The organism is Pseudoflavonifractor sp. An184 (assembly GCF_002160305.1).
Classification (GTDB): Bacteria; Bacillota; Clostridia; order Oscillospirales; family Oscillospiraceae; genus Lawsonibacter; species Lawsonibacter pullicola.
The window spans coordinates 1-1227 of sequence record NZ_NFKI01000134.1; the positions used below are offsets into that span (position 1 = coordinate 1).

The following is a 1227-nucleotide window of genomic DNA, read 5'->3' on the forward strand; positions in this document are numbered from 1 at the left end:
ATGAACTGGTCTACTGGGAGACCAGCAAGGGAACTCTGGGTGCAAACGCACAGCTTACCTTCGGCGAGATGGAGTCTATCGTGACCTTCGATGAGAAGGGCGAGGCGACGATCACCTACACGCCGGTATTTGAGGAGATTGCCGAGGATCGGACGATCTATGTAGAGTTTGATCTGACCGGCACCGAAGCGAAGTGGAGCGACAGCAGCACCATGAACAGCAAGCTTGTGCCGCTCTATGAGGATTCTGATCAGCCTCAGAGTATTCCTGCCGTGATCCCTCCCGAGGGTTATGAACTGGTCTACTGGGAGACCAGCAAGGGAACTCTGGGTGCAAACGCACAGCTTACCTTCGGCGAGATGGAGTCTATCGTGACCTTCGATGAGAAGGGCGAGGCGACAATCACCTACACGCCGGTATTTGAGAAGGTTACTAAGGAACTCACTGTGAATTATGTGGATGAGGCTACCAATAAGACTGTCGGCACTCAGGTCCTGACCTTGGAGGCGGATACCACCATCATCAGCACAAACCTCTTTACCGAGGTTCCTGAGGGATATGTTCTAGCCGAGACCGGCGACGTGTTTATTGGAGCGAACGACAGTATTGATGTCAAGGTTCGTATGGTTTCCACAACCAACATCATCGGCATCAACTACTGGGACGTTGAGAACAACAAGCAGGCCGGCGAAGGCAAGGTTACTGTCGATGCCGGTGCAACCAAGGTTAACTCCAGCCAGCTGACCGATATCCCCGAGGGCTACGAGCTGGTTTGGACCGGCGATTTCGATATCAATGACGGCTGGATCTACGTTGAGGTCCGTCCCGTTGCCACCACCCAGACCGTGGGTGTGAACTACTGGGACATCGTGAACAACGAGCAGGCTGGCGAGGGTGAGGTCACCGTAGCCGCCGACGCTACGAACGTGAACTCCAGTGCTCTGACCGATATTCCCGAGGGTTACGAGCTGGTCAATGTGGGCGACTTCGCCATCACCGACGGCTGGATTTACGTTGAGGTCCGTCCTGTGGACGCCGAGACTAAGACCGTTGGCCTGAATTACTGGGACGTCGTCAACAACAAGCAGGTGGCTGAGGGCTCCGTGACCGTGGCCGCTGACGCCACCATGGTAAACACCAGCACCTTCAAGGACATCCCCGAGGGCTACGAGCTGGTCTGGGAGGGCGACCTCCAGATCAACGACGGCTGGGTCTGGGTTGAGGTCC

1 protein-coding gene is annotated in these 1227 nt (G+C 55.8%); it reads left to right on the forward strand.

The genetic code is table 11. The features are described 5' to 3' along the window. Nucleotides 1-1227 (forward strand): hypothetical protein (locus tag B5F19_RS17605; protein ID WP_162612607.1); only part of this gene is annotated, 1227 nt, incomplete at both ends.